Below are 26,138 nucleotides of genomic sequence, written 5' to 3'. Positions count from 1 at the left end.
AAGACATTTTTTCGTTTTCGCGGCATTTCGCGGGGCTATCAATGACGATTCATCAACTAATCAATGAGCGGGTGCAGGCAGCGCTGGCGGCAGCCGGCGCGCCGGACGCGCCCGCCGTGGTGCAGCCGGCGTCCAAGCCGGAATTCGGCGACTACCAGGCCAACGGCGTGATGGGCGCCGCCAAGGCGCTGAAGACCAACCCGCGCGCGCTGGCCGAAAAGGTCGTCGCCGCGCTCGATCTTGCCGGCATCGCCGACAAGGTGGAAATCGCCGGTCCGGGTTTCATCAATATTCACCTAGCCCCCGAATATCTTGCCCGACGAAGCGAAGCCGCCCTGAAAGACGACAAGCTGGGCATCGCGCCGGTTGCGCCGCAACGCGTGATGGTCGAATACTCGTCGCCGAACCTGGCCAAGGAAATGCACGTCGGCCATCTGCGCTCGTCCATCATCGGCGACGCGCTGGCCCGCGTGATGGAATATGTCGGCCACGATGTGATCCGCGCCAATCACGTCGGCGACTGGGGCACCCAGTTCGGCATGCTGGTCGCCTACCTGGTGGAAACCCGCCACGCCGGCGACGCCGATCTGCAGCTGTCCGATCTGGAAACCTTCTACCGCAACGCCAAGGTCCGCTTCGACGAGAGCGAGGACTTCGCCAACACCGCGCGCGACTACGTGGTCAAGCTGCAGGGCGGCGACGAGGAGGTGCTGAAGCTGTGGCGCCAGTTCGTCGACGTGTCGCTGAAGCATTGCGAGGAAGTGTACGAGACGCTGAATGTCGGCCTGAAGCGCGAGCACGTGCGCGGCGAATCGTCGTATAACGACGACCTGCCTGTCATCGTGCAGGAGTTGCGTGAGACGGGCCTCTTGACCGAGGACGACGGGGCCCAGGTGGTGTTCCTGGAAGAGTTCCGCACCCAGGAAGACAAGCCTATGGGCGTCATCGTCCAGAAGAAGGACGGCGGCTTCATCTACACGACCACCGACATCGGCGCCGTGCGCTACCGCCACCGCGAGCTGAAGCTGGACCGCGTGATCTACGTGGTCGACGCGCGCCAGAGCCAGCACTTCGCCCAGATGTTCACCATCTGCCGCAAGGCCGGTTTCGCGCCGGAGGAGATGAAGCTGGAGCATGTCGGTTTCGGCGTGATGATGGGCGACGACGGCAAGCCGTTCAAGACCCGCTCCGGCGGCACCGTCAAGCTGATCGAACTGCTGCACGAGGCCGAGGAGCGCGCCTACGCGCTGGTGTCGGAGAAGAGCCCGGACCTGTCCGAGGCGCAGAAGCGCGAGATCGCCAACGCGGTCGGCATCGGCGCGGTCAAATACGCCGATCTGTCGAAGAACCGGATGAGCGACTACATCTTCAACTGGGACACGATGCTGGCTTTCGAGGGCAATACCGCGCCCTACCTGCAATACGCCTACACCCGCGTGCAGAGCGTGTTCCGCAAGGCCGACGATTACGACGCCGGCGCGAAGATCGTCATCACCGAGCCGGCCGAGAAGCAGCTGGCCGCCGCGCTGGCGCAGTTCGAAGACACGCTGAACTCGGTGGTGGACGGCTGCTACCCGCACTATCTGTCGCAATACCTGTACCACATCGCCACGCTGTTCTCGCGCTTCTACGAAGCCTGCCCGATCCTGAAGAGCGAGGGCGAGGTCCGCGCCAGCCGCCTGCAGCTGGCCGCGCTGACCGCCAGGACGCTGCGCGCCGGCCTGGATCTGCTCGGCATCAAGGTGCTGGAGTCGATGTAAGCCTCTGCGCCTGTTTTCGGCACGAAAAGCCCCGCCTGTTCCGGCGGGGCTTTTTCATCGGCAGGCGCATGCCGAGGGGGCGGCAAGGTGTTCCGGAACGGATGGCCTGGCGCGGAGTCCATCGTGGGCGGGCGGCGTTTCTCCCTGCCCGCGCATGATCGAAAATCAATCCGCCAAATACTATGAACGCCATCCTGATGAATACTTTCCTATCCACCGCCGCGCGCCGCGCCGGCATCGCGCTCTGCCTGTTGCTGCCCGCGGCCGCGCCGGCGCAGACCGATCCGCAAACCGTGCCGCAATACCTGAAACAGGCCAAGGCCAGCCAGCGGCCGGCCAAGCTGCTCGGCGAAAGCGAGGAGGGCGGCGTCAAGGTGAGCAGCTACGGCTTCGTGTCGCAGCGTTGGCCGGGCGAAGGCAGCACGCTGCTCAGCGACGCGCCGCTATGGGAGCACGAGTTGAAGCTGGCGTTGCCGCCGGGACGCAAGCCGGGTTCGCCGGTATTGCTGTACATCAGCGGCGGCATCAATCACGCGGAGAAGGGCGCGCAGCCGCCGCGCGACCCGCTGCCGCTGGCCGAGCTGGCGCGCGGGCTGGGCATCGCGGTGGCCGAGCTGTATTACGCGCCCAACCAGAACCTGAAGCTGGACGGACAGCCGGCCGGCCGCGAGGACGCGCTGGTCGCCTATAGCTGGCGCAAGAGCGTGGATCAGCCGGAGGCCGACCGCTTCAGTTCGCTGCATCTGCCGATGACCCAGGCGGCGACGGCGGCGATGGACGCGATCCAGGCCAGCCTGCCCGATGCGAGCGCCTTCGTCCTGTCCGGCGGCTCCAAGCGCGGCTGGACCAGCTGGCTGGCCGGCCTCAACGACAGCCGGGTCCAGGCCATCGTGCCGGTGGTCGCCGATTTCTGGAACGTCCGCGCCAATTTCACGCATGTATACAACAGCTATGGCAAGCAATGGCCGGTGGCCTTGCGCGATTACGAGAACAACCGCATCACCGACGATGTGCTTGAAGGCAGCCCCGGTTTCGACGCCTTGCTGCGTTTCGAGGATGTGGTCAACTACCCGCAAGCGATGGTTGGACTGAAGAAGTATCTCGTCTCCGCGTCCGGCGACGATTTCGCGGTGCCGGATTCCGCCTGGAGCTATCTGCCGGCGCTGACCGGCCCGATGCAGTTGCGTTACCTGCCCAATCAGTCGCATTACGTGGGCAGCCGGCAGGTGGCCGAGGCGTTGCGCCAGTTCATGGGCCGCTGGCTGGCGGGCAAGACCATGCCCGAGGCCCGCGTGGAGGGGGACGAGCGCAGCGGCAGGGTCAGTGTCAGCACCCGGGAGCCGGTGAGCCGCGCAAGGCTCTGGTTGGCGCGCAATCCGGACAGCCGCGATTTCCGTTTCCGCTCGGGCATCCGCTATCAGGACAAGCCGCTGGCGGGGCAGTGCCGGAACGGCGAGTGCCGTTTCGAGTTTACGCCGGACGCGGCGCTGCCGGGCTGGCAGGCCTACTTCATCGAATTCGAGGGTCAGGACTTCACCTGGACCACGCCGCCGCTGATCTGGCCTCAGCGCTATCCGGACGGTTCGAAAGTGCCTTTCGGCGCGTCGCGGCTGCAATTGGGCGGCTGAAGCGGTCTTCAAGCGAGCCGCAGCAGCCGCTCGCGGATTTGGGCGGGGTCGCTGCTGACCCCCTCCCAGTCCGCGCGCCGGTAGCGGCCGCGGTCCAGCAGGTCGGCGCCGAAGCAATCGCAGCCCAGCAGCCGGATCGAGGCCGGCAGCGCCGCCTGCACCTCGTCGAGCAGCGCCGACTCCGTGTCCGGGTCCAGCACCGGGAGCGCCGTCCAGGCGCCGTCCTCTATCCAAGCCATGCTGCCCAGGCCGGCGATCAGCCGTTGTCGTTTCGGAATCAGCCTGAAAAACATGAAATCCAGCGCCAGCCATTCCTCCGCCTCCGGCAGGTAGCGCAGTAGCCGGCGGCGCAGCGCGTCGGAGGCGTCGAAGCGCTCGGCGTCGCCCAGCATGGTCAGCCGCGGCGCGGATTGGGCGCCGTCTTCGCCGGGCGCCAGCAGCGACAGGCTGACGCGGGCGTCGGCCAGCAGGTTCTTGCAGTGTTCGGCCAGCGCGCTGACGACGAATACCGGCCGGTGGCGCTCGTCGCAGAAGAACTGGACGGCGCTGGCGTACGGGTAGCCGGGATATTGGCGCGACTGGGTGGCCAGCGTGGCGTGGCGGCATCGGTGCAGCAGGCTGACGGCGAGATCGGGTTTCATGGCGGGACGGAGCCGGGACGATGCCATCATTCTAAACACAAAACGCCCCGCAGCAGCGGGGCGTTGCGGCTGGAGCGACTCAGAAACCGCCGGTCTTGCCGATGAAGGCGTTGAAATTGGCCACGTCCAGGCTACCCCAGCCCGTCGTGTAGTCCCAGCCGGGAGTCGCCTTGTAGGCGCCGTTGCTGCCGCTGACGACGTCGCGGTACAGCGAACGGTTGGCCTTGAAGTATCGATAGATGCCGCGGGCCGGCATGCCCAGCCTGTTGCCGTTGGCCGACTGGATGCGGCTCCAGAAGGCGGTGAACAGCGGCGCCGCCAGGCTGGTGCCGCCGACCTGATAGGTCTTGTCGGCCATCCGCACCAGGGCGCCGCTGGCCGGGTCGGCATCGAAGGCGATGTCGGGCACGCCGCGCCGGGTTCTGGACTGGGTCAGCACGCCGGCGGCAGTCTGCCAGGAGGGCGCGGCCTCGGTGGCGCTGGGGCCGCCGCCGCCGCCGCTCCAGCTCGTCTCTCCTGCGTAAGCGGTGTTTCCGCTGGTGCTCAGCGTGGTGCCGCCGACGGCGATCACGTACGGCGACGCCGCCGGATAGCTTTGGTAGGGAAGGCTGCCCCCGCATTCGTAGGAGCCGGAGTCGCCGCTGGAGACCGAGAAGGTCTGGCCGTGGGCCACCGCTGCCTGCAGCGTCTGGTCGAGGCTGGCCGTCATGCCGGAAAAGAGCGCGCCCAGCTCGCATTCGCCCAGCGACACATTGACCACCTTGGCGCTGTTGGCCGACACCGCCGCATTGAAGGCCGCGATGATGTCGGCATTGCTCAGCGACGGCGCGGCGTAGAACTGCAGTTGCTTCAGCGCGCCGCCGCTGGCCGCGAGCATGGTCTGGCTGTCCAGATTCCACTCTATGGTGCCCGAGGTGTCGGTGCCTGGCGCGCCGACCGTGATGACCGAGACATTGGGCGCGGCGAAGCCCGCGCCGCTGGCGTAGCGGTTCAGGTCGGCCACCGTCTGGCTCAGATCGCCGGCGGCGATGATGCCGGCCACGGTGTCGCTGGCGGGCGGCAGGCTGGCGGCGTTGTAGATTGCGGCGAAATCGGTCGGCTCATGGGCGACGGCGCCGGCCGCCGCCGCCAGGCGCACGTCCTGGGCGCGGTAGGTGGTATGGAAGCGGTCGACGGTCTGCAGGCCGTGAACCGCCAGCACGATGCCGGCCAGGCTGGCCGGCACCTGGGCGCTCTGCATATTGGCCATCGCTTGCCGGCCGTCGACATGGATGCTGTGCAGCTTGGTCCGGAAGGCGCCGTAGACAGTGGAGGTGCTGCCGTCGGCCGTGACCAGCAGATTGTTGGGTGAAACGACGATGTTATGGAAACCGCTCCGCCGCAGATGCCCGACCACTTGCCGCACCTGGGCGGAGGTGGGGGCGTATCTGGCCATGAACCGGGCATCGTCGATAGGCTGTCGCCGGCCGGAGAGGATGCCGTCGGTCAGCTCGTCCAGCGCCTCCTTGTTGCGCACGGCCAGGCTGACCGCGATATGCACCAGTTCGCCGCCGGCCATCTCGCCGGCGTCTCGGGCGGCGGACATCGACTGCCGGATCGGATGAGCCTGCGTCTTGGTGGCTACCCAGCCGGCGGCCTCGACAGAGACGCTGGACAGGCCGCAGAGCAGTAGCAGGATAGATTGCTTGGTTCGCATGCGATTTCTCCTTTTCCTTGGGATGCGCGCGTGTCGCGCCTTATGGGCGCAGCGCGCGCTCCTCATGATAAGGAGGTTCCCGACTGTTTTGTAAACTGTTTACTTGTTTCTTTATTAAATATTTATTGTAAAAATGAATGGGCGACGCCACCGGGAAAATGGAAAAAGCCCCGGTCGCCCGGGGCTTTCTATGCCGCTTGATACCGTTTGGGGCGGTATCAGAAGCCGGAGTGGCTGTTGATGAAGGTGTTCAGGTTCGCCACGTTCAGGCTGCCCCAACCGGTGGCGTAGTCCCAGCTGGCGGTGGCTTTGTAGCCGCCGTTGTTGCCGGTGGTCACGTCGTGGTACAGCGACGGGTTGGCCTTGAAGTACTGGTAGATGGCCGGGTTCGGCGATACCAGGCTGTTGCCGTGGGCGGACTGGATGCGTGCCCAGAAGCCGGTGAACAGCGGAGCGGCCAGGCTGGTGCCGCCGATCTGCGAGCTGCTGCCGTTGACGATGACTTGGGCGCCGCTGTTCGGATCGGCGTCGAAGGACACGTCCGGCACGCCGCGCTTGGTCTTGGACGTGGTCAGCACGCCGGCCTTGGTTTGCCAAGACGGAGCCGCTTCGACGACGCTCGGGCCGCCGCCGCCGCCGTTCCACACGCTTTCCGACGAGTACTTGGTGGTGCCGCTGGTATTCACCGTGGTGCCGCCGATGGCGATCACGTACGGCGAAGTCGCCGGATAGCTCTGACCGGAGCTGCTGCCGCATTCGGCGGAGCCGGAGTCGCCGGTGGACACCGAGAAGGTCTGGCCCTGGGCGACCGCGGTCTGGAAGATCTGGTCGTCGGAGGCGACGGTGCCGTCGCTTTGCGCGTCCCTTTCGCACTCGCCCAGCGATACGTTGATCACCTTGGCCGAGCCGTCGCTGACGGCCGAGTTGTAGGCGGCGGTGATGTCGGCGTTGGTCATCGAGGTGGCGACGTAGAAGTTCATCTGCTGCAGCGCGCCGCCGGCGGCCGCCAGGATGTCCTGGCTGTCCAGGTTCCATTCGTCGGTGCCGTCGGTGTCGGACGAGGCGTCGCCGGCGTTGATCACATTGGTCTGCACATAGCTGTAGCCGGCGGAGTCTTCAAACTGCTGCAGGTCTTGCAGCGTTTGAGTCAGGTCGCCTTCGGAGATGATGCCGACCGTGGTATTGCTGGCGGCCGGCAGGCTGCTGGCGTTGTAGATCAGCGGGAAATCGGTCGGGTTGTGGCCGACGACGCTGTTGGTCTTGGCCGAAGCCAGGGTCTTGACGCCACCGGCCTTGTGCAGGGTGGTGTGGAAGGTGTGGACGTTCTGCAGGCCGTGAACGGCCAGCACGGTATCGCCCAGCGACTGCGGAACCTGGGCGGCGCTCACGTTGGCGAAGGCCGTGCGTCCATTGACGCTGAAGCGGTGCAGCGTGGCGTTGAACGCGGTCTTGGCGGTGGCTGCGCTGCCGTCGGCGGTGATCAGCATGCGGTTCGGGGCCACCTTGATGTTGCGGAAGCCGCTCTTCTGCAGGTGGGCCACGACTTTCTGCACCTGGGCCTGGGTCGGAGCGTACTGGGCCATGAATTCAGCGTGGCTCAGGGTCTTGTGGCTGGTGCCGGCCAGCAGGCCGCTGGTCAGCGCGTCCAGCTGGGCCTTATTGCGCAGCTTCAGCGTCACGGCTACGTGTACCGATTGGCCGGCAGCGAGTTCACCCGTGCTCTTGGCGGCGACGGAACTGGTCAGGGTGGAGACCAGCGGGTGGGCCTGGGTCGCGGTGTTGACCCAGGCTTCTGCTGCTTGGGCGCCGGCGCCGAACAGGCCGGCAACGATCAGTGCAATAGCGTGCTGTTTTGCAAACATGCAAGTTTCTCCTCATTGCAGTTGAAAGCAGGGGAGGGCGGTATGCCTTTCCCTGATGTGGGCGGGGTTTGTGTTGCGAATTGTGTCCGCCCGGTTCTCCCTTGAAACGGCCTCCGGCAGCCGGAGGCATGTCGTAATTTCATACGACTATTTCGCAATATATTAACTGGACGGAAAATGCCAAATGCATTTAACACAAATTCATAATTGGCGCGCTTAATTAATGAAATGGACAAGAATTATCCAGTTTGGGAGTTTAAGAATTCGATCAAATGACGAAATAGAGCTTTTGTTCTTTTTTGAATGAGAATCCGTTTTACGAATTACTCATGGCACGCATGCTGATAGGTAATGGGTTTTGCCTGTCGTACCGAGACGGATTTGTGAAAAACACAACACAAAGGAGAAAGGAAATGCAAAAAAGCAACAAATTCGAGGCGAAACAATCTTTGGCCGGAATATGTTTTTATTTGTCTTTGTGACGAAACGTGACGGCTGGTGGGTGCGAAGCGATGAATTTAAAGGCTATTCCGTGTTTAAGAAGTGTGACGGTTTGTTACCGACCCCGGCCGCAAGGACTGCTCGGATTTACATTGCGCTGATGAAAATAAATGGCTGTTGACGTTAGTCATTACAAACTTTCACACTCAAAACGCCTTCCTCGGTTACGACGAATAAATAGATCCAGCGCCCAACGAGGCGATCGGACGACACATCTACAAGGGATTTGGAGAAATCATGAACTACAAGAGAAAAACACTGGTGGTTGCGCTGTCGCTGATAGGAACCATGACCACCGCTGCTGCCTACGCAGACGATTCAGACGGCTCCTCGCTGCAACGCGTCGATGTGATCGGTTCCCACATCAAGCGCCTGAAAAGCGAGCAAGCCAACGAGGTCACCACGATCAAGGTCAGCGATCTGACCAAGCAAGGGCTGAATACCGTTGAGCAAGTGGTCAACGCCCTGGCCTCGAACCAGTCCAATATCGGCGCGAACTCCAGCGTCGGCCAATCGACCGGCGGCGCCGCCTTCGCCAACTTGCGCGGCCTGGGCCAGCAATACACGCTGGTGCTGCTCGATGGCCGCCGCGTGCCGTATCACCCGTTCGACGGCACCGCCGCCGACTTGAACGCCATTCCCTTGTCCGCGATCGAGCGCGTCGATGTGTTGCCTGACGGCGCCGCCGCCATCTACGGCAGCGACGCCATCGGCGGCGTGATCAACTTCATCACCAAGAAGACCTCCGAAGGCCTGAGCATAGGCGGCGACTTCATGAAGCCGCAGCGCTCCGGCGGCAATGAAAAGAACGTCAACGGCTCCTATGGCTATGGCAATCTGGCGAAGGACGGCTTCAATGTCTTCGCCACCGCCTCCTATCACAAGACCGATCCCATCATGGCCAGCCAGCGCGATTTCGCATCGGCGCTGACGCCGGCGATGAAGGCCAGCTCCAACAGCTATCCGGCCAACTACACGATAGACGGCGGCAACAGCCTGATCGGGCCGAGCGGCTATCCGAACTGTGGCGCCGCCACGGCCAAGGGCGGGGTCTGCAAGATGTATCCGGGCACCATGGTGGGCATCCAGCCGGAAACCGAGCAATGGTCGGCGCTGACCAAGGGCACGATCCGCATCGGCGACAATCATGAGTTGTCGGTGACCTACAATATCACCCGCAACAAGAACACCACGATCTCGGCGCCGGCGCCGACCGGCCTCGAAGTCTTCCTGCCTAGCGGCACCCAGGGCATCGTCACCGCCGACGGCAGCGCGTCGATCTCGCCGTTCCTGCGCACGATGCCGCTGGGCAATCGCGTGACCGAAGCCGTGAACGTCCAGCAGAAGCTGCAGCTCAATCTGGAAGGCCAAATGGCCGGCTGGGACTACAAGAGCGGCGTGGGCTACGCCCAGAGCTATGCGAGCGAGGAACTGGTCAGCGGCTTCACCGGCGACAAGGAAGTGGCCAGTGCCTATACAAACAACCAGATCAGTCTGGTGTCCGGCCTGGCGACCGACCCGAACGTTTGGAACCAGATCGGCATCAAGGGACACCTCGATGATGGCAAATACACCGTCGCCAGCGCCGATTTCAGCCTGAGCAAGGAAGTGATGCAGCTGCCGGCCGGCCCGCTCGCCGTCGCATTCGGCGCGGAAACCCGCCACGACACGCTGGAGCATAACTTCAACTATCCGATTTCCAAGGACGCCATCGGCCCTGGCATGAACCAGTCGCTGAACACCAAGGGAAGCCGGACGGCATCGGCCCTGTTCGCCGAGGCCGACGTGCCCATCATCAAGCACCTCGACGGCAAGGTCGCCGTTCGCTACGACCATTACAACGATGTCGGCAATTCGGTCAGCCCGGGCGTTTCGCTGCGCTACGAGCTGTCGCCGCAGGTGCTGCTGCGCACGTCCGCCAGCACCGGTTTCCGCGCGCCGTCGCTGTACGATATGTACCAGCCGAACCAGAGCCAGCTGACCGGCAATTTCTACGCCGACCCGCTGAGCTGCCCGAGCCTGTCGTCCAGCTGCCCGAGCCTGCAGCGCTACCTGAAGGTCGGCGGCAACACCAAGCTGCAACCGGAGAAGTCCTCGTCGCTGTCCGCCGGCATCGTGATCGAGCCGATCAAGAGCATCACGGCCAGCGCCGACCTGTGGTGGGTCACGATCCAGCATCAGATCAGCACGATGTCCGAAGCGACGCTGTTCGACGGCAACCACAACAGCCTGCTGTTCTACGATGCGGGCAACGGCGGCAACCTGACCGGCATCGCGACGACCCAGAACATGGGCAATACCAGCGCTTCGGGCGTCGACCTGAATTTCCGCTGGGCGCTGCCCAAGACCTCGGCGGGCAACTTCTCCATCGAGCTGGCCGGCACCTATCTTGCCAAGTACGAATACCAGATCGAGGAGAACGGCGCTTATTACAGCAACCTCGGCCAGTATGTCGCGACGCAGAACGAGCCGACCTTCCGCTGGCAGCATAATCTGACCCTGAACTGGAGCCGCGGTCCGTGGAGCGCGCTGCTGTCCCAGAACTACAAGTCCGGTTATACCGACCAGAACTCCGGCGCGTTCGCTTCGACCAACCACATGGTCAAGCCGTATTCGACCTGGAATATGTCCGGCAGCGTCGATGTAACCAAGAAACTGACCCTGACGGCCGGCGTGCGCAACCTGTTCGACCAGTTGCCGCCGTGGAGCAACCAGCAATACCTGTTCCAAGGCAACTATGATGCGCGCTTCGCCGATCAAGTGGGCCGGGCTTACTTCATGAAGTTCAACTACAAGATGTAAGCTGCGGGGCATGCGGCCCCCGGACGCCGGCCGGCGTCCGGGGGCAATTACGGATTGCGGTCAATCCGTTACAGGAGTTCACTTGTGTTGTCGGGGACCGGCGAGAGGCCGATCCTGGTCCGCAAGTGCATGCACGCAGGGAAGGTGATGGCGATGAGAAGTGCTTCAGTCAAACGCAGCAGCGGAATGCTCAGCCGGCGCTCGGCCGGCCTGGTGGGGGTCATCGTGTTCCATGCCTTGCTGATCTACGGGCTGGTGACCGGATTGGCGCAGGGCGTGGTGAAGGTGATCCAGCAGAAGGTGGAAGTCTCGGTGATCAGCGAACCGCCGCCGCCGCCTCCGCCGCCGCCGCCGAAAATCGAGAAGGTGGTGCAGCAGCCGGCGACGCCGAAGCCGCAGGCCTATGTGCCGCCGGTGGTGAATCCGCCGCCGGTCACGCAATCGGCGAACGCGATCCAGTCGGTGACGTCCGATCCGAAGCCGCAACCGGCGCCGACGCCGGCACCGGTGGTGGAAGCGCCGAAGGGGCCGGTTTCGGCCAAGGCCAACTGCAGCCACCTGGAAGCGCCGGAATATCCGAGCAAGGCGCAGGAAGACGAAGTGCAGGGCGTGGTGAACGTGGTGTTCAGCGTCGGCGCGGACGGCAAGTTCGCCGGCAACGCCAGCTACAGCTTCAGCGGCGACATCCCGCCGCGCTACCGCAGCGCGTTCAAGTCGGCGATCGCAACCGCCTTGCAAGGCTATACCTGCCAGGCCAGTTCCCAGCTGAAACAGGAATTCGGTTTCAGACTCGATACCAGTTCCTGAAGACCTGCGCGCGATCTTTTCCGGTCCGCCAGGCGCCGCCGCCGGGCTGGACCCCGGAATCACCAAGACCCGGACCCGCGCCCGCATCCGGCTCCCGGCCGGACCGTGCCGCGCGCCGAGACCCGGGCACCTGAAGACACAGAAGGAGCAATACCATGAGCAAGACCACACTATCCATTCTGGGCAAAGCATTGAGCGCGGCTGCGCTGATCGGCGCGGCGCTGCCGGCGCTGGCGGCGGAGACCGTGAGCACTTCGAATCCGTACGGCATAGACGCGCTGTGGTCGCAAGGCGACTTCGTGGCGCGGGGCACGCTGATCATTCTGCTGATCATGTCCGCTTCGACGTGGTATGTGGGCATCGTCAAGCTGCTGGAACAACGCCGCCTGATCAAGCAGGGGCATGAATTGCTGGCCCACCACGGGGTGGAGCTGCAAAAGGCCGCCAGCGAACTGGCGGATGAAGGGATGTATAGCGCGGTGGCGCAGGCCGGCATCGAGGCGGCGGGCGAGCACAAGGGCGAGCTGGCGAACCGGGTGGATCTGAACACCTGGGTGGCGATGGCGATTTCGGACGCGGTGGATTCGGCGAGCCACCACATGCAGAACGGTCTGTCGGTGATCGCGACGGTGGGTTCGACGGCGCCGTTCGTCGGTCTGTTCGGTACGGTCTGGGGCATTTACCACGCGCTGGTGAAGATCGGCACGTCGGGTCAGGCGTCGATCGACAAGGTGGCGGGTCCGGTGGGCGAGGCGCTGATCATGACGGCGATCGGTCTGGCGGTGGCGGTGCCGGCGGTGCTGGGTTACAACTGGCTGGTGCGCCGCAACAAGCTGGTGCTGGACAATGTGCGAGTGGTGTCAGGCCGTCTGCACGCCAGCCTGCTGAACAACCCGACGCGGTAATCAGCGATGGCCCGATACAAGCGAATAGGGCACGGCCGGGTGGAAGAGGACCAGGTGCTGTCGGCGATCAACACCACGCCGCTGGTGGACGTGATGCTGGTGCTGCTGATCATCTTCCTGATCACGGTGCCGGTGGTGACGCAGACGGTGAAGATGACGCTGCCGAAAGAGCAGAACATTCCGACGCAGACGAAGCCGGAGAATGTGGTGCTGGGCGTGGGGCCGGACAGCCGGATTTACTGGAACATGACGCCGGTGAAGGATCAGGCGGAGTTGCTGACGCGTCTGGTGAAGGAAGCGAAGAAGGATCCGCAGCCGGAGGTGCACATCCGTGGGGACGCGACGGCGAAGTACGCGCCGATAGGTCGCATCGTGCTGGCGGTGCAGCAGGCGGGGATCGTGAAGATCGCGTTTATCACGGAGCCGCCGAGTCCGGGCGGCGCGAGCGAGTAGGAGAGGGATCATGGCGATGAACGTGGGGTCGTCCGGTGAAGACGATCTGATGATGGAGATCAACACCACGCCGCTGATCGACGTGATGTTGGTGATGCTGATCATGTTGATCATCACGATACCGATCCAGACGCACGCGGTGAAGCTGGACATGCCGCAGAACACGCCGTCGAAGCCGCTGGTGAAGCCGGTGGTGGTGCAGATAGACATTGCGCCGGACAATGCGGTGTTGTGGAACGGCGAGCGTCTGTCGAGTCGTGAGGCGCTGGAGTCGAAGCTGTCGGCGGCGGGGAAGTCTGATCCGCAGCCGGAATTGCACATCAAGCCGAACAAGGATGCGAGTTACGCGCCGGTGGCGATGGTGCTGGCGGAGTCGCAGCGGCTGGGCCTGACGAAGCTGGGCATCGTCGGATCGGAACAGTTCGTCCAATGACGTTCACATGGATTGATGCTTGTGGCATCATCTGGCGGGCGGCCGTAGTCGGGCCGCCTGTTTCGTCCCGGATATGATGATATGCTTCCGGCTTGTCGACCAACCGATGCCAATAAACCGGATGTGGACGCGATATCCATGTCGGAAATATAGATGATGAACACACGTCTTTGCCTGTTAGCCCTCTGCCTGCTGCCGCTTGCCGCCTGTAACCATAGCGACGCCTCCGGGAAAGAGGGCAAGGCGGCCTCCGCGCCGGTGGCGCGCCGCTTGTCCAATGCCGATGTGATGCGGGCCGAGGTGCGCCCGCTGGCGGCCACCGTTCCGTTCACCGGTTCCTTGAACGCCTTGTCCAGCAGCGCGGTGGCGTCCGAGGTCGACGCCAATGTCCGCGAGGTGCGGGTGCGGGAAGGCGAGGCGGTGCGGCGCGGCCAGATACTGGCGGTGCTGGACGCCGAGGCCCTGGGACAATCGGTGGCGGAGCAGAACGCCCAACTGGACAACTCCAAGGCCAGGCTGAAGCTGGCCAAGGTCAAGCTGGACAAACAGCGCGAGCTGCTGGGCAAGGGTTTTATTTCGCAGGTGGCCTACGACGAGCTGGAAAGCGACTACCGGGTGAGGGAGGGCGAGTTGCGCGCCCAGGCGGCGCAACTGGCCCGCGCCCAGCGCTCGCTGGCCGATACCCGGGTCAAGTCGCCGATAGACGGCGTGGTGTACGAGCGCAAGATCAATCCCGGCGAAGTGGCCAGCCGCAATATGAAGCTGTTCTCGGTGGCCGATCTGTCCGTGCTGGAGATCGCCGCCACCGTGCCGTCGCGGCTGATAGGCGCGATCAAGGTCGGCATGGCCGCCGGTTTCAGCGTAGACGGCCGCGACGCTCTGGAGGGCGGCAAGGTGGTGCGCATCAATCCGGTGGCGATTCCCGGTACCCGCAGCTTCACGCTGTTCGTGCGGGTGGCCAACCCGGACCGCCACCTGAAGGTGGGGCAGTTCGCCAAGGGCGGCGTGGTGCTGAGCGAGGTCAAGGACAAGGTGGTGGTGCCGCTGTCCGCCGTGCGAGACATCGACGGCAAGCCTTGGGTGATGGTGGCGGAGAAGGGCAGGCTGGCCAAGCGGCCGGTGACGGTGGCGTTGCGCGCCGAGAGCGAGCGCCTGGCGGCGATAGCCGGCGTCGCGCCGGGCGAGAACGTGGTGATAGGCGAACTGCTGGGCAGCAAGGTCGGCGACGCGATCAGCCTGCCGGCTGGCCGGGCCTGAGGAGAGCGCGATGTGGCTGACCCGCGTTAGCGTGCGCAATCCGTATTTCGCCGCCGTATTGATGATGACGCTGATGGTGCTGGGACTGTTCTCCTGGCAGAAGCTGGCCGTCGAGGAGATGCCCGACGTCCGCTTGCCGATGGCGGTGGTGTCGACCCCGTATTCCGGCGCCTCGCCCGAGGTGGTGGAGAGCGAGATCAGCAAACCGTTGGAAGAGGCGCTGAACACCGTCAACGGCATCAAGGAAATCCGTTCCTATTCTTCCGAAGGCAATTCCTTCGTCGTGGCCGAGTTCGAGCTGTCGGTCGATCCCATCGTCGCGGTGCAGAACGTGCGCGACAAGGTGGCGTCGGTACAGGGCCAGTTCCGCCGCGAGATCGGCACGCCGTCGGTGTCCCAGGTGGACCCGAACGACAAGCCCATGATGTCGTTGTCGCTGACCTCCAGCCAGACCCGCCCGCGCGAATTGAGCAGCTGGGTCGAGAACGTGCTGAAGAAGCGGCTGCAGATGGTCGAGGGCGTCGGCGACGTCAGCCTGATCGGCGCGGTGCGGCGCGAGATCCGCATCGACATCGACCCGGTGCGGCTGGAGGCTTCCGGCCTGGCGCTGACCGACGTGGCCGACGCGATCAAGGCGGCCAACCAGGACTTTCCGGCCGGAGACGTGTCCACCTCGCGCAAGGAGTGGGCGATACGGGTGTCCGGCAAGCTGAAGTCGGCCGACGATTTCGCCGCGCTGGCGGTCGGCTACCGCAACGGCACGCCGATCCGGCTGGACGACATCGCCGTGGTGGCCGACACCGAGGCCGAGCGGGAAAGCGTCTCGCTGGTCAACGGCCAGCCCGGCCTCGGCGTCGACATCAAGGCGGCGCGCGGCGCCAACGAGGTGGCGGTGGCCGCCGGCGTCAAGAAGCTGGTCGACGAATTGAAGCCGCAGATGCCGGCCGGCACCGTGCTGCGCTACACCTACGATTCCGCCGAAGACATCAAGAAGGCGCTGGACAGCGTCGAATCGATGCTGATGGAGGGCGCGGGCCTGACGATATTGATCGTCTTCCTGTTCCTGGGCAGCTGGCGCAGCACGGTGATCACCGGGCTGACGCTGCCGGTGGCGCTGGTCGGCACGCTGTTCGCGATGCAGCTGATGGGCTTCACGCTGAACGTGCTGACGCTGCTGGCGTTGTCCTTGTCCATCGGCCTGCTGATAGACGACGCCATCGTCGTGCGCGAAAACATCGTCCGTCACGCGGCGCTCGGCAAGAGTCATTACCAGGCGGCGCTGGACGGCACCAACGAGATCGGTCTGGCGGTGCTGGCGACCACGCTGACGGTGGTGGCGGTCTTCCTGCCGGTGGGTTTCATGGGCGGCATCATCGGCCGCTTCTTCCACCAGTTCGGCCTGACCGTCGCGGTGGCGGTGCTGATCTCGATGTTCGTCAGCTTCTCGCTGGATCCGATGCTGTCGTCGATCTGGCACGACCCCCACCACCACGGCGACCACCACCGCGGTCCGCTGGGCAGGATGCTGGACTGGTTCGAGACCTCGCTGGACCGCTTGTCCGAGCGCTACGCCTCGGCGATACGCTGGGTGCTGGGCCATCGCAAGACCGTGCTGGCGCTGGCGCTGGGCCTGACCGCGGCCAGCTTCGCGCTGGTGCCCATGATAGGCGGCGAGTTCATACCGGTGCGCGACAGCGGCAAGATCAATGTGGTCTACCAGACCGCGCCGGGCTCGTCGCTGGAGTACACGGCGCAGAAGGGCAGGGAGCTGGCCGACGCGCTGTCCGGCATCAAGGAGATACGGACGGTATCGCTGGACGTCGGCGCCGGCAATTTCGGCGCAGGCAAGAACGACGGCTCGCTGACGGTGGACATCGGCGACAAGCGTTCGCGCCAGCGCAGCCTGGACCAGGTGATCGCCGACGCCCGAAAGCGGGTGCAGCCGGTGGCCGGCGTGCTGATCAAGGCGGTGGCCAACGACGAGCAGCAGGGCAAGCCCATCTTCATCGGCCTGCGCGGCTCCAATCTGGTCGAACTGGACGCGGTGTCGCGCGACATCATGGCCCGCATCGCCAAGGTCAAGGGCGTCAAGGACATCGAATCCAATCTGACCGAGGGCGACCCGTCGCTGAGCCTGACGCTGAGGCGCGACGCGGCGCTGAGCCTGGGCGTCGATCTCAACCGCGTCGGCAATCTGCTGTCCATGCTGCTGGCCGGCAATGTGGTGACCACCTGGGAAGCGCCGGACGGCGAGAACTACGACGTCCGGATCCGGGTGCCTAAGGACGCGCGCCGTCAGGAGCTGCTGGACCAGTTGAAGGTGGCCGGCAACCGCGACGACAACGGCGCGGCGCAGATGGTGCCGCTGTCGACGCTGATCGAGACCCGGCAGGGCGTCAGCCCGCGCCAGATCAAGCGCACCAATATGATGCGCGAGATCAGCATCATGGCCAACGTCGAGGGCCGCGACGTCGGCTCGGCCATGGCCGACATCGACAAGCTGCTGGACGGCACCCCGCTGCCGCAGGGCGTGCAGCGCATGCACCGCGGCCAGCAGAAGGACATGGAGGAGACGGTGAGCAACGCGCTGCGCGCGTTGGGCCTGGGCGTGATCTTCATCTACCTGATCCTGGCGGCGCAGTTCCGCAGCTTCACGATGCCGGTGACCATCATGGTGTCGCTGCCGCTGGCTTTCGGCGGCGTGTTCGTCGCGCTGTTCCTGTGGGGCTCGACGCTGAACATGTTCTCCATCATCGGCATCATCATGCTGATGGGCCTGGTGGCGAAGAACGGCATTCTGCTGGTGGACTTCGTCAACCGCGCGCGCGCCGACGGCATGGCGCGCGAGGACGCGATCGCCGAGGCCGGGCGGGTCCGCCTGCGCCCGATCATGATGACCAGCCTGGCGATGATCTTCGGCATGCTGCCGCTGGCGCTGGGCACCGGCGACGGTTCGGAGAGCAACCGGCCGATGGCGCAGGCCATCATAGGCGGCCTGTTGACGTCGACCTTGCTGACGCTGCTGGTGGTGCCGGTGGTGTACACCTATCTGGACGGCCTGCGCAGCCGCATCCGCCGTCTGCTCGGCGGCCGCCGCGCCTTGCGGCTGAACGAGGCGGTCGGTAAATAGCCGGGGAGCCGGCGATCGCCGGCTCCCGTCTCACGAGGCGCTTATTTGCGCGGCGGCGCGACGCAGTCGTTGCCGTCGAAGCTGACCGACTGCACCAGGTGGCTCTTAGGGTCGACGACGAAGTTCGTGGTGCAGCTGTAATAGACCGAGCCGCCGCCATTGATCCATGGATGGTAGAAGCCGTTGGCCTGTATCGGCATGTCCTGGCTGTAGGCGCTGCGATAGGTATACAGCAGATTGCCGTTCGGCATCGTCATCTGGCCGGTGGGCGTGCCCCAGGTCGCCAGCAGTTCGTTGGCGTCCCGGCCTTGCCAGCCGTTGACCTTTTGCGCGTAGCCGAGCTGGGTGGCGCAGCCGGCCAGCAGGCCGGCCGCCAGCAGCGCGGCGGCGGTGAACAGGGGTTTCATGTCGCTCTCCTTGATTGTCGGCGCGGCGCCGGGCGAGGCCGCGGCGCATGGCGGGGTCATCGTCGCCGTGATTAATTTTACGATGCTGTCAGCCCGCGATCGTGTCAATCGTTAAGGTTTGGGCAATGGCGGGTTTCTGTTAACAAGCTTGTGCAACAGGCGGCGCGACGGCGGGCGATGACGGCGACAGACCGACAGGCCGCGGGCGCGACCGCGCGAATAATAAAACGGAGGAGAAACGACTATGTGCCTGAGAAAGCCGATCGCGGCGGCACTGATGGTCTGGGGGGGAATGCTGCCGCTGCACGCGGCGGCGGAGAAGGTCCTGCACGCGGTGTTCAACGCCCAGGAGACCGGTTTCGATCCGGCCAAGGTGGCGGATGTCTATTCGGCGGCGGTGATCGAGCACATCTACGATCCGCTGCTGACCTTCGATTATCTGGCGAGACCGGTGAAGGTGATCCCCAACGTCGTCACGGCGATGCCGACCGTCAGCGCCGACGGCCTGAGCTACACCTTCCACCTGAAGAAGGGCATCTACTTCGCGCCCGATCCCGCCTTCAAGGGCAGGAAGCGCGAACTGACCGCCGCCGATTACGCCTACACGATCAAGCGACTGTCCGATCCGTCGGTCGCGTCGCCGCTGAGCGACACCTTCACCGGCAAGCTGGTGGGGCTGGACGCGCTGGTCAAGAAGGCCGCCAAGGGCAAGCTCGATTACGACGCGCCGGTCGAAGGCATACAGACGCCGGACCGCTACACGCTGCAGCTGAAGTTCAAGCAGCCGTTCCCGTCGCTGCCCTATCTGCTGGCCGGCAGCTGGGTGGAGGCGCAGGCCCGCGAGGTCGTCGAGGCCTATGACGGCAATACCAACGCCCATCCGGTCGGCACCGGCCCCTATATGCTGAAGGACTGGAAGCCCGGCAACAGCATCACGCTGGTGCGCAATCCCAACTTCCGCCGCGAGACCTTCCATTACGATGCCGGCGCCAGTCCGCTGGACAGGCGGATCGCCGCGCAGATGAACGGCAAGCGCTATCCGCAGATAGACCGGATCGAGGTCTCGGTGATCCAGGAGGAGCAGCCGACCTGGCTGGCGTTCAAGAGCGGCGCCTTGGACATCCTGAGCGGCAATCCCAGCATTCCGCAGCCGCTGATCCGCCAGGTGCTGCGGCTGGACGCCCACAATCCGGCCCGGGCCGAGCTGAAGGCGGAATACCGCGAGCGCGGCATCCAGCTCAACCGCAGCCTGGAGGAGGGCATCACCTTCTACGCCTTCAATATGAAGGACCCGGTGGTCGGCGGCTTCGGCAAGGACAGGATCGCGCTGCGCCGCGCCATCGCGATGGCTTTCGACAATGGCGAGACGATACGCAATATCCGCCGCAACCAGGCGGTGCCGGTGCAATACATCATCCCGCCCAACGTCGCCGGCCACAATCCCGATTTCCGCGCCGCCTATCCGTTCAATCCGGCGCTGGCCAACGCGCTGCTGGATCAGGTCGGCTACAAGATCGGCGCCGACGGCTACCGCGGCCAGCCGGACGGCAAGCCGTTCACGGTGGACTTCGTCACCGGCCCGACCGCCATTGACAAGCAGTGGAACGAGTACTGGCAGAAGGCCTTCGACCGCATCAAGGTGCGCGTCGATTTCCGCGTGGTGCAATGGAACGAGCAGGCCAAGGCGCTGCAGGAGTGCAAATACGGCATGGCCGGCGCCGCCTGGGGCGCCGACTATCCCGACGGCGAGAACTTCATGCAGCTGCTGTACGGGCCGAATACCGGCGGCAGCAATTACGCCTGCTACCGCTCGGCCCGCTACGACAGCCTGTACGAGCAGTCGCGGGCGATGCCGGACGGACCGGTGCGCGACCGCCTGTACGACCAGATGAACAAGATCGTCGCCGGCGACACGCCCTGGGTCTACGGAGACGTCCGCTACGTCAACGGCGTCGCCCAGCCCTGGGTCAGGGGCTTCAAGGTGCACCCCAATTTCAACGCCATCTGGCGCTTCCTGGACGTGCAGAAATAAGCGGCGAGCGAGGAGAACATCATGTCCGCATTCATCATCCGCCGGCTGCTGCAAATGATCCCGACCCTGCTCGGCGTCATGCTGCTGGTTTTCACCTTGTTCAGCGTCGTCGGCGGCGATCCGTCGCTGGTGCTGGCCGGCAAGCATCTGACGCCGGAAGTGTTGGCGCAGATACGCAGCCAGCTCGGCCTGGACAAGAGCCTGCCGGAGCAGTTCTGGCTGTTCGTCCACCAGGTGCTGACGCTGAACTTCGGCACCTCCTGGTCCACCCAGCAGCCGGTGGCCGACATCATAGGCAGCCGGGTCGGCCCGTCGCTGACGCTGACCGTCGCGATGCTGGTGGTCGATCTGCTGATCGCGATCCCGCTGGCGGCGCTGGTCGCCTATTTCCGCGGCGGCCTGACCGACCACCTGATCACCATCGTCTGCACGGTGGCGATGTCGATCAGCGCGCTGATCTACATCATCGCCGGCCAGTACTTCCTGGCGTTCAAGTTCGGCTGGTTCCCGGTGCGCGGCTGGGGCGACTCGTTCTGGACCAATCTCTTCCTCTACGTGCCGCTGCCGCTGCTGATGGGGCTGATGGTGTCGCTGGGGCCGGACATCCGTTTCTACCGCAGCTTCTTCGTCGAGGAACTGGGCCAGGACTATGTCCGCACCGCGCGCGCCAAGGGCCTGTCCGAGCGCGGCATCATGCTGAAGCACGTGCTGCGCAACGCGCTGATCCCGGTGGTCACCAGCGTGATGATGTCGCTGCCCTATCTGCTGATAGGCGCGCTGGTGCTGGAGAACTTCTTCGGCATCCCCGGCATGGGCAACGAGGTGATCCAGGCGGTCAACAAGAGCGACTTCCCGGTGATCAAGGCGATCACCATCTATATCGCCATCGCGACGATGGCGTTCAATCTGCTCGGCGATCTGGTCTACAAGTGGATCGATCCGCGCGTGCAGCTGAAGTGAGCGGGGGAGAACGATAATGACGACATTGCAGAATACCGCCGGCGGCATGCCGGCGATGCCGTCCCGCAGCCTGTGGGCGCTCGGATGGCAGCGCCTGAAGCGCAACAAGGTGGGTTTCGTCTCGCTGTGGATCGTGCTGGCCTACTTGCTGGTCGCCATCGGCGGCTGGTGCAATCTGATCGGCGGCGACTGGGCCGACGAGGTCGGCGTGCCGTACGCGCCGCCGAGCTGGGTCGCGCCGTCCGCCGACGACGTGCTGCCGCCGGAGCCGGCCGCGGCCAGACCGGCGGCGGCCGCGCCGGTGATCGGGATGACGGCTGCGGAAGACCCGATAGGCAGGGAGCTCGCCGCCGCGCGCCAGCATGTGGCCGACTATGCCGGCAAGGCCCAGACCAGGCTGGAGACGCTGCCGTTCGGCGCCGACCTGCAGGGCCGCGACGTGATCCAGAAAACGCTGAAGGGCACGTCGACCTCGATCTTCGTCGGCGTGTTCGGCGCGGTGTGTTCCTTGCTGATAGGCTGCGCGCTCGGCGCGGTGTCCGGCTATTTCGGCGGCAGGACCGACGACTTCCTCAACTGGTTCTACAGCGTGTTCACCTCGGTGCCGGACATGCTGCTGCTGTTGTCCTTCGCCGCCGTCTCCGGCCGCGGCATCGGCACCATCATCGCGGTGATGGCGCTGACCAGCTGGACCGGCACCTACCGGCTGGTGCGCGCCGAGTACCTGAAGCTGAAAGGCCGCGAGTATGTGCAGGCGGCTAATGCGATAGGGGCCGGCGACATGCGCAAGATGTTCATCCACATCCTGCCCAATATCTCCCACCTGCTGCTGGTGCAGTTTTCCCTGCTGACGGTGGCGCTGATCAAGTACGAGGCCATCCTGTCCTTCCTCGGCTTCGGCGTCGACGTGCGCCAGGTCAGCTGGGGCTCGATGCTGGAGGAGGCGCCGACCGAGCTGATCCAGGGCTATTGGTGGCAGATGCTGGCGGTGACGATAGCGATGTCGGTGCTGGTGACGGCTTTCAGCCTGCTGGTGGACGCGCTGCGCGACGCGCTCGATCCGCGCGCGGTCGCCAAATAGGGCGGATGGGGGAGACACAAGATGAAGAACGACAATCAAACCTTGCTGTCGGTCCGCGACCTCAGGGTGCGCTTCCGCCAGGAGGACGGCGGCCGCTTCGAGGCGCTGAAGGGCGTCAGCTTCGACATTCCGGCCAACCGGACGGTGGCGCTGGTCGGCGAATCGGGCTCGGGCAAATCGGTGACGTCGATGGCCATCATGCAGCTGCTGCCGCAACAGGGCTGCGAGATCGACGCCGGCAGCCAGCTGTTGTTCCAGGGCCGCGACCTGCTGAAGCAGAGCCCGGCCGAGCTGCGCCGGCTGCGCGGCAAGGACATCGCGATGATCTTCCAGGAGCCGATGAGCTCGCTGAATCCGGTGTTCACCGTCGGCGAGCAGATCGTCGAGACGCTGACGCTGCACGCCGGCCTGAGCCGGAGCGCGGCGTGGAAGCGGGCGGTGGAGCTGCTGCGCGAAGTGGGGCTGCCGGAGCCGGAGAAGCGGGTGAAGCGCTACCCGCACGAGCTGTCCGGCGGCCAGCAGCAGCGGGTGATGATCGCGATCGCGATCGCCTGCGAGCCCAAGCTCTTGATCGCCGACGAGCCGACCACCGCGCTGGACGTGACGATCCAGAAGCAGATCCTGCAGCTGATCGCCGATCTGCAGAAGAAGCACGGCATGTCGGTGCTGTTCATCACCCACGACCTGGGGGTGGTCGGCGAGTTCGCCGACGAGGTGGTGGTGATGCGTCACGGGGTGATCCGCGAGCAGGGCACGGTGGAGCAGATCTTCGAGCATCCGCAGGACGCGTACACGAAGGCGCTGCTGTCGTGCCGTCCGCACCTGGACCGTCGTCCGGAGCGGCTGGCGGTGATAGACGACTTCCTGAAGCCGGGCGGCTATGCGGAGCCGGCGGAGCGCAAGCGCGGCTACGCGGCCGGCGACGAGATCGTGCTGGACGTGCAGGGCCTCAGCAAGAGCTTCGACATCCGCGAGGGCCTGTTCGGCAAGCGCCAGTTCCACGCGGTGCAGGACGTGTCGTTCAAGCTGGCGCGGGGCAAGACCTTGGGCATCGTCGGGGAGTCCGGCTCGGGCAAGACGACGGTGGGGCTGACGCTGGTGCGGCTGCACCAGGCGACGGCGGGCAAGGCGCTGTTCCACGGCCAGGACCTGATAGGGATGAGCGCCAAGGCGTTCCACGCGTACAAGAAGCGTATCCAGATCATCTTCCAGAACCCGTACGCGTCGCTGAACCCGCGCTTCACGGTGGAGCAGATCCTGACCGAGCCGATGCTGCTGCACGGCATCGGCCAGGACGGGGGGCAGCGCCGCAAGCTGGCGCAGGACCTGCTGGACAAGGTGGGTCTGCCGGCGGGAGCCTTGGCGAAGTATCCGCACGAGTTTTCGGGCGGCCAGCGTCAGCGCATCGCGATCGCGCGTTGCCTGACCTTGAAGCCGGAGGTGCTGATCTGCGACGAGTCGGTGTCGGCGCTGGACGTGTCGGTGCAGGCGCAGGTGCTGAACCTGCTGCAGGACCTGCAGGACGAGTACAAGCTGTCCTACCTGTTCATTTCGCACGATCTGGCGGTGGTGAAGCACATCTCGGACCAGGTGCTGGTGATGAACCAGGGCAGGGTGGTGGAGCAGGCGGACGCGGACGTGATCTACCGTGAGCCGCAGGACGGCTACACGAAGAAGCTGCTGGGGGCGATCCCGCAGGGCTGGAGCGCGGCGCTGGCGCCGGCCTAGCCCGCTTGACGAGGACCGGCCCCGCGGGGCCGGTTTTTTTTTAGCGCCGCCTCAATCCATTTCCCCGGCGCGTTCCGTCAGCGGCGCCAGCGGCTGGCCCGGCTCGCCGTACAGCAGGCTCTGTTCGCCGGTCAGAGAAGACGGGCGGCAGCATTCGCCGTCGTCGAGCTTGCGCAACAGGCTGACGCTGCCTTGGCGGCATTTGTGCGGCTCGATCAGCGACAAGGTCTCGAAATTGGCTTGCAGGCCGGCTTGCAGCAGTTGCTGGCGGACCGCGTTGATGAACGGTCCGGGCATCATCAGCTTGTGCTTTCGGCCGTGCTCGTCCTCGGTGTCGATATCGACATAGGTGTAGTGCATCGCCAGCAGCCCGCCGTCGTCGTCGAGCAGCGGCCAGAAGCGGTTAAGCATCGGCGCATAGTCCAGTTGGTGGCCGCAGTCCATCCACATGAAGTCGAATCCGTCCAGGGGCCGGGCGGCGTCCTGGTAGCGGCAGCGTTCCAGCGTGAAATAAGCTTGCAGCCCTAAATGCTCGACGCAGCCGAGGAACTGGTCCAGCCGTCCGGGATCGTCGGAGAAGTCGTCGATGCCGTGCAGGCGGCCGCGATGTCCGGCATGCGGATATTGCGGATGCAGCACTTCCCGGCGCAGCGGATCGGCCTCGGTCCCGGCGGCGACCGCCGCGTCGCGGCGGGCCTCGACCTCGTTGTCGGCCAGCGCCTGCAGCAGGAACAGCGTCGAATAACCGAGCCCTATCGCCAGCGCGCGGCGCGGACGATGCATGCGCAGCAAGGCGTACAACAATGGCCCGACATGTTCGGTTCCCATCCCGGGGTCGAAGGCGCGGGCGGCGGCGGCAAGAAAGTTCTCATTGATCGGCATGGCGGGCTGGCGCTCCAGGCAGGACGTCGAAGGCGATGCAGATGCGCGGCTCGTCGCTGCGGAACGGCTCGGTGCGGTGCCACAGATACGATGGAAACAGCAGCAGCAGGCCCGATTCCGGCCTGACCGGCCATGGCGGCGGCGGCCGGACGCCGGCCCTGGGCGGCAGCCACGGCACGGTGTGCGGAAACAGCAGGCAGCCGGCGTGCTCGGAGCCGGACATCGGCGGGATCTTCAGATAGAAGACGCCGCTGAGCACGCCGGCCTGGTGGATGTGGATGTCCTGGTAGCCGCCGCTGTCCAGGATCACGGTCCAGGCGCTGATGCGCAGGCCCTGGGCGGCCAGGCTGGCGACGCCGGGCTCGGGCAGTTCGAGTATTTCGCAGACTTCGGCGGCCAGCAGTTCCTGCAATTCTGCAGCCAGCGGACCGTCGCCGGCGCGCAATTCGCCGCTCTGTCTGCCGCCGTGCGTGGTCTTGTCTGCGGGGTCCTGCACCAGGTCGGCGCGCTCGACGACCCAGGCGGACAATCGCTGCAGCAAGGCGGCGTCGGCGGGCCGGCTCTCGACTATCATCTCCGCGGGGCGATAGCCGGCCGCGGGATTGCCGCTGGCGTGTTGCAGCGCGGCCAGCCAGGCTCGGGCCAGCACATGGTCGGCGGCCAGCCGCAAGACATTCTCGAAGTCGGCGATGGCTTCGTCGTAACGCGATGCCAGCGCGTGGCGCTGGCCCAGCTCGCTCCAATAGCGGATCGGGTCCTGCTCGGCATTCTGAGGGCTTGTCGGCATGATATCGCTTGCTTGTCATTGGCAGCCGCCATCAAACGGGCGGCGGCCGACGCCGAGGCGCCGGCCGCCGTACTGCACGCGACTTAACGCTTAACGTCGGTCACGTCCTGGGCATGCTCGACTTTGGCGGTGTCCTTGGTCTGTACCGAGAAGGAGTCCGCTTTCCAGTCGATGGTGCTGAAGGCGTGAGAAGAGGCATTGCCGTGGGCTGCCGCGCTGAGGCTGGTGACGCCGATCAGGCCGGTGGCGATGCTGGTGTACACCAGTTTCTTCAAGCGACGCGCATTGCGTTGATCGTTTTGCACTTCACTCATGACTTGCTCCTTTGTTTAAGTTGCGAAGTAACAAGATGGCCGCTAACGATAGGCTAAGCGGACATACCAGGC

At 64.9% G+C, this 26,138-nt stretch carries 20 protein-coding genes; 13 read left to right on the top strand and 7 right to left on the bottom strand.

Translation table 11 applies throughout. The features are described 5' to 3' along the window. Positions 1–41: 41 nt before the first annotated feature. Together argS and WNM05_RS14825 are read left to right on the top strand one after the other, a co-directional pair. Positions 42–1,760, top strand: a complete 1,719-nt coding sequence (gene argS, locus WNM05_RS14830; protein WP_434628106.1) for an arginine--tRNA ligase — start codon at positions 42–44, stop codon at positions 1,758–1,760. Between the two features lie 197 nt (positions 1,761–1,957). Then, positions 1,958–3,388 (top strand): PhoPQ-activated protein PqaA family protein, encoded by a 1,431-nt coding sequence (locus tag WNM05_RS14825; protein ID WP_434628103.1) that lies wholly within the window; start codon positions 1,958–1,960, stop codon positions 3,386–3,388. A gap of 8 nt (positions 3,389–3,396) precedes the next feature. Here the strand turns inward: WNM05_RS14825 and WNM05_RS14820 are convergent, their stop codons facing one another. The 3 genes from WNM05_RS14820 to WNM05_RS14810 all read right to left on the bottom strand — a co-directional run bounded on the left by WNM05_RS14820 (position 3,397) and on the right by WNM05_RS14810 (position 7,587). Further along, a complete protein-coding gene (locus WNM05_RS14820) occupies positions 3,397–4,029 on the bottom strand; it encodes a HugZ family protein (RefSeq protein WP_434628100.1) in 633 nt (210 codons plus the stop codon). Between the two features lie 79 nt (positions 4,030–4,108). Further along, complete coding sequence (locus WNM05_RS14815; RefSeq protein WP_434628097.1) at positions 4,109–5,725, bottom strand: S53 family peptidase; 1,617 nt, start codon at positions 5,723–5,725, stop codon at positions 4,109–4,111. 218 nt (positions 5,726–5,943) lie between these two features. After that, positions 5,944–7,587 carry a S53 family peptidase gene (locus WNM05_RS14810; protein ID WP_434628094.1) on the bottom strand — a complete coding sequence of 548 codons (1,644 nt, stop codon included), beginning with the start codon at positions 7,585–7,587 and terminating at the stop codon, positions 5,944–5,946. A gap of 738 nt (positions 7,588–8,325) precedes the next feature. Between WNM05_RS14810 and WNM05_RS14805 the strand changes: the two genes are divergently transcribed. From WNM05_RS14805 to WNM05_RS14775, 7 genes are all read left to right on the top strand, one after another. Continuing rightward, the gene (locus tag WNM05_RS14805; protein WP_434628091.1) at positions 8,326–10,890 is read left to right on the top strand and encodes a TonB-dependent receptor; all 2,565 of its coding nucleotides are present in this window, start codon (positions 8,326–8,328) and stop codon (positions 10,888–10,890) included. A 153-nt stretch (positions 10,891–11,043) separates the two neighbouring features. Continuing rightward, the gene (locus WNM05_RS14800; protein ID WP_434628089.1) at positions 11,044–11,697 is read left to right on the top strand and encodes a hypothetical protein; all 654 of its coding nucleotides are present in this window, start codon (positions 11,044–11,046) and stop codon (positions 11,695–11,697) included. Positions 11,698–11,852: 155 nt separating this feature from the next. After that, positions 11,853–12,602: a MotA/TolQ/ExbB proton channel family protein gene (locus WNM05_RS14795; RefSeq protein WP_434628033.1), complete on the top strand. Its 750-nt coding sequence runs from the start codon at positions 11,853–11,855 to the stop codon at positions 12,600–12,602. Positions 12,603–12,608: 6 nt separating this feature from the next. After that, on the top strand, positions 12,609–13,055 hold the full coding sequence (locus WNM05_RS14790; protein WP_434628030.1) for an ExbD/TolR family protein: 447 nt from the start codon (positions 12,609–12,611) through the stop codon (positions 13,053–13,055). A 10-nt stretch (positions 13,056–13,065) separates the two neighbouring features. After that, complete coding sequence (locus WNM05_RS14785) at positions 13,066–13,488, top strand: ExbD/TolR family protein (protein ID WP_434628028.1); 423 nt, start codon at positions 13,066–13,068, stop codon at positions 13,486–13,488. A gap of 153 nt (positions 13,489–13,641) precedes the next feature. Continuing rightward, the gene (locus WNM05_RS14780) at positions 13,642–14,745 is read left to right on the top strand and encodes an efflux RND transporter periplasmic adaptor subunit (RefSeq protein ID WP_434628086.1); all 1,104 of its coding nucleotides are present in this window, start codon (positions 13,642–13,644) and stop codon (positions 14,743–14,745) included. A 10-nt stretch (positions 14,746–14,755) separates the two neighbouring features. Continuing rightward, positions 14,756–17,875, top strand: a complete 3,120-nt coding sequence (locus tag WNM05_RS14775) for an efflux RND transporter permease subunit (RefSeq protein WP_434628083.1) — start codon at positions 14,756–14,758, stop codon at positions 17,873–17,875. 41 nt (positions 17,876–17,916) lie between these two features. Here WNM05_RS14775 and WNM05_RS14770 read toward each other — a convergent pair whose 3' ends face one another. Then, complete coding sequence (locus tag WNM05_RS14770; protein ID WP_101710700.1) at positions 17,917–18,282, bottom strand: hypothetical protein; 366 nt, start codon at positions 18,280–18,282, stop codon at positions 17,917–17,919. 244 nt (positions 18,283–18,526) lie between these two features. Here WNM05_RS14770 and WNM05_RS14765 point away from each other — a divergent pair, with 244 nt between their 5' ends. From WNM05_RS14765 to WNM05_RS14750, 4 genes are read left to right on the top strand one after another with little or no spacing between them, the layout of a single operon-like run. Further along, complete coding sequence (locus WNM05_RS14765) at positions 18,527–20,314, top strand: ABC transporter substrate-binding protein (RefSeq protein ID WP_434628079.1); 1,788 nt, start codon at positions 18,527–18,529, stop codon at positions 20,312–20,314. A gap of 21 nt (positions 20,315–20,335) precedes the next feature. Continuing rightward, complete coding sequence (locus WNM05_RS14760; RefSeq protein ID WP_434628076.1) at positions 20,336–21,274, top strand: ABC transporter permease; 939 nt, start codon at positions 20,336–20,338, stop codon at positions 21,272–21,274. Positions 21,275–21,290: 16 nt separating this feature from the next. After that, on the top strand, positions 21,291–22,355 hold the full coding sequence (locus WNM05_RS14755; protein ID WP_434628073.1) for an ABC transporter permease: 1,065 nt from the start codon (positions 21,291–21,293) through the stop codon (positions 22,353–22,355). A 21-nt stretch (positions 22,356–22,376) separates the two neighbouring features. Beyond that, positions 22,377–24,083, top strand: a complete 1,707-nt coding sequence (locus WNM05_RS14750) for an ABC transporter ATP-binding protein (RefSeq protein WP_434628071.1) — start codon at positions 22,377–22,379, stop codon at positions 24,081–24,083. Positions 24,084–24,134: 51 nt separating this feature from the next. Here WNM05_RS14750 and WNM05_RS14745 read toward each other — a convergent pair whose 3' ends face one another. From WNM05_RS14745 to WNM05_RS14735, 3 genes are all read right to left on the bottom strand, one after another. Further along, positions 24,135–24,911, bottom strand: coding sequence for a class I SAM-dependent methyltransferase (locus WNM05_RS14745; RefSeq protein ID WP_434628068.1), 777 nt, complete (start codon positions 24,909–24,911; stop codon positions 24,135–24,137). A gap of 40 nt (positions 24,912–24,951) precedes the next feature. Further along, the gene (locus WNM05_RS14740) at positions 24,952–25,752 is read right to left on the bottom strand and encodes a putative 2OG-Fe(II) oxygenase (protein WP_434628065.1); all 801 of its coding nucleotides are present in this window, start codon (positions 25,750–25,752) and stop codon (positions 24,952–24,954) included. 83 nt (positions 25,753–25,835) lie between these two features. Continuing rightward, positions 25,836–26,066, bottom strand: a complete 231-nt coding sequence (locus WNM05_RS14735; RefSeq protein WP_158300813.1) for a hypothetical protein — start codon at positions 26,064–26,066, stop codon at positions 25,836–25,838. Positions 26,067–26,138: the final 72 nt, after the last annotated feature.

This window comes from Chromobacterium sp. CV08, from assembly GCF_051129845.1.
In the GTDB taxonomy this organism is placed as follows: Bacteria; Pseudomonadota; Gammaproteobacteria; order Burkholderiales; family Chromobacteriaceae; genus Chromobacterium.
This window is presented reverse-complemented; position numbering and strand designations above follow the sequence as displayed.